The organism is Faecalibacterium faecis (assembly GCF_040096475.1).
Lineage (GTDB): Bacteria > Bacillota > Clostridia > Oscillospirales > Ruminococcaceae > Faecalibacterium > Faecalibacterium taiwanense.
In genome coordinates this window covers 1-3,176 of record NZ_JBBMEP010000040.1, presented here as the reverse complement: position 1 = coordinate 3,176, position 3,176 = coordinate 1, and the positions used below count along the sequence as shown (strand labels likewise).

Below are 3,176 nucleotides of genomic sequence, written 5' to 3'. Positions count from 1 at the left end.
GCAGTCCCCAGTGGGGACTGCAAGTGACAGAGCGGTCTTGCGTCAGCAAGATGGAGGGGCCCCGCCCCGACAAGCTCTGGCTTGACCCGGACAAGCCGCCCGCCAATGCCATCGCCCTGCCGCCGCCCAAGCGTGGCCTGACGGACGAGCAGTGGGCAGACATCGCCTACTGTCTGCGGGTGCTGACCGATTATCTTGACCTGCTGCACGACTGGCGAGAGCGTTACAAGCCTACCAGCCCGGAAGAACCGCTGGACGAGCGGTTCGTGGAAGCCCTCCACATGACCGAGACCATCGAGCACCTGACGGACTGCGTTGCATTTGGGACGCCCCAGCAGAAGGCCGATGCCGCTGCACGGCTGCTGTCCGGGTCGTACCTGCTGATGCTGGAGGAGCGCACCGACCGCCTTGCTCTGGCAAAGTGCGCCTGATAATTTATTCACCTGAAGTGGTAGGTCTCACCGTGAGACCCGCCACTTCACTTTTCTAAAGGAGAACTACCCTATGAAGAAAAACATTTCCCGCAACCCCTTATGGCCGGACTGGTACAACGGCAAGAAAATTGACGAAGTCCAGTTTGGTCGTGCCTTTCTGGAACAGTGGTCGTTGAAATGCGTCAACGGTACGCTGTACACGCTGGACGGACCGGTGGAGGATGAGAGCGAAATCAAGCAGCGCATCTTGGAGAACATCGAGGAATATGTCACCTCCGGCCTGTCCAAAAAGGTCACCAACATTCTGGAGACCATCAAGCTGCTGGCCTTTTCCGACCCCTTTCCCATCGAACAGGACTGCATCCACCTCCAGAACGGCGTGTACCATCTGCCGGACGGCTCTTTTCAGGAGAGCCGCCTGTTCTGCCAGAACCGCCTGCCTGTAAAGTATGACCCGAAAGCAACCACCCCTGACCGCTGGCTGACCTTTCTGCACGAGCTGCTGGACGATGCCGACATCCCCACCTTGCAGGAGTACCTGGGCTACTGTCTCATTCCCAGCACCAAAGGGCAGAAGATGATGCTCATTGTCGGCAAGGGCGGCGAGGGCAAGTCCCGCATCGGGCTGGTGCTCAAGCGACTCATGGGAGATGCCGCCAGCAACGGCAGCGTCCAGAAAGTGGAGAACAACCGCTTTGCCCGTGCCGATCTGGAACGCCGCCTGCTGATGATCGATGACGACATGGACATGAACGCCCTGCCTAAAACAAATTATATCAAGACCATCGTGACCGCCGAAGCCAAGCTGGACTTGGAGCGCAAGGGTGTCCAGAGCTACCAGCGGGACATCTACGCCCGGTTCCTCTGCTTTGGCAACGGTGCGCTGACCTCGCTATACGACCATTCGGATGGCTTCTTTCGCCGCCAGCTTATCCTGACCACCAAGGACAAGCCTGCTGACCGCACGGATGACCCCTTCCTTGTGGAGAAGATGTGCGCCGAGTTGGAAGGCATCCTGCTCTGGTGTCTGGAAGGGCTGCACCGGCTGGTGCAGAACGATTTCCGCTTCACGGTCAGCGAACGAGCCGCTGCCAACGTGGACACCATCAAACGCAGCAGCAACAATGTCATCGACTTCATGGAGTCCGAGGGCTATTTTCGCTCCAAGGAGTTCTACGACATTTATAAGCAGTGGTGTGAGGACAACGCCTGCCACAGCGTATCGGCGATCCGTTTCAGCGCAGAACTGCGCCAGAATGACCGCCGCTATAACCTTGAAGCCACCAACAACATCTACCTGCCCGGTGGCCGCAGGGTGCGTGGTTTTGTCGGCATCGAACCGCTTGTCCACCCCTGCCCGTAAAAAGTGCATTTTTTCACGGAAGAAGTTCGTACAACCTGTACGGTCTGTACTTGTACGCACCTGTACGGCGTGTTTCGATAAAATCAAGCGTTTTATCGTCTGTATTTTGTTCATTTGTATGCCGTACGAACCGTACAGGTTATTTGAAGTCCGTACGCAATTTTTTCAGATGCGTACGGAGCAATCAAGTTCGCATTGTGCGAACTTGATTGTAGCTCTCCCGCAGGAGACGTTCCCCCTCGGAGAGTCCTCGAAGAGCCCACTACACTTTGCAGCCCATAGGGATGAAAGTGTTATAGTGGGTTATTACACTTCCGAAGAAGTGCATCTTCGTTCCCCATCACCTCTCGATGAACCTTGAAAGGAGGGATGCCCTTTGGCAAGAAACGATGGCGTTGACCGCACCAGTGTCCGGAATCTCGCCGTTTCGGACAAGGCCGTTGGCAACACTCAGCAGCACAACGAGCGCGAAAAGGACAGCTATCGAAACCCCGACATTATCCCCCAGCGCACCTCATGGAACGTCCACTTCAAGAAGCCTGCCGCCAGCTACACTGACCTGTTCGCCCAACTGGAAGCCGTTGGAACCATTTCCACGCGCGGCCTGAAGCCGGATGCCACCCACTACTGCGAACTTGTCTTTGATGTCAACTCGGCCTACTTTGACAATCACGGCGGCTACGAGTTCGCCAAGCAGTTCTATGAGGATGCCTACAAAGCTGCTGTGCAAATCGTGGGCGGTGAGCAGTATATCCTCTCGGCAGTCATGCACGCGGATGAGATCAACCACGCCATGACCGAAGCACTGGGCCGGGAGGTCTACCACTACCACCTCCATGTGGTCTATGTGCCTGTGGTGGAAAAGCAGATCCTCTGGTCGAAACGCTGCAAGGACAAGGCACTGGTCGGCACCGTCAAGGAGACCGTCATGCAGGTCAGCCGGAGCAAGAAGTGGGCATCCAAACCTCTGCTGGACGATGCCGGAAAGCCTATCCTGCAAAAGAACGGCAAGCCAGTCCTGAAGAAGTCGTACAGCATCCTGCAAGACGATTTCTTCAACTATATGCGTGCTGCCGGGTACACCGATGTGGAGCGCGGCGAGCGCGGCAGCACCGAAGAACACCTGACCGTCACCCAGTTCAAAGTTCAACGGGAGCAGGAGCGGCTGGACAGCCTGACCACCCAAGCCGACCAGCAGGCACAATCGCTTGCTAAAACCAGTCAGACCCTCTCCCAAAAGAAGAAAGAACTTGCCTCCATTCAGAAAAAGGCCACGCTCACGAAAGAAGCCCTCATTCATGTGCGCGATCTGGATTATATCGGCAAGCGCACCTTTCTCGGTAACTACTCGCTGACCGAAGAAGAATTTTCCAAGCTGA

General features: G+C 56.2%; 2 protein-coding genes and 1 pseudogene. All 3 read left to right on the top strand.

Features of this window, described 5'->3' with window-relative positions; all coding sequences use genetic code 11:
• Positions 1-431, top strand: a pseudogene (locus tag WMO17_RS12920) (hypothetical protein); the annotation flags it as partial.
• Positions 432-504: 73 nt separating this feature from the next.
• Positions 505-1,797 (top strand): DNA primase family protein, encoded by a 1,293-nt coding sequence (locus tag WMO17_RS12915; protein ID WP_349138306.1) that lies wholly within the window; start codon positions 505-507, stop codon positions 1,795-1,797.
• Between the two features lie 376 nt (positions 1,798-2,173).
• Positions 2,174-3,176: plasmid recombination protein (locus tag WMO17_RS12910; protein ID WP_349138305.1), on the top strand; the 1,003-nt coding region annotated here is incomplete at its 3' end.

Excerpts from the sequence above, each read along its gene's own strand:
- WMO17_RS12915 (WP_349138306.1), top strand. The coding sequence starts at position 505 with ATGAAGAAAAACATTTCCCGCAACCCCTTATGGCCGGACTGGTACAAC.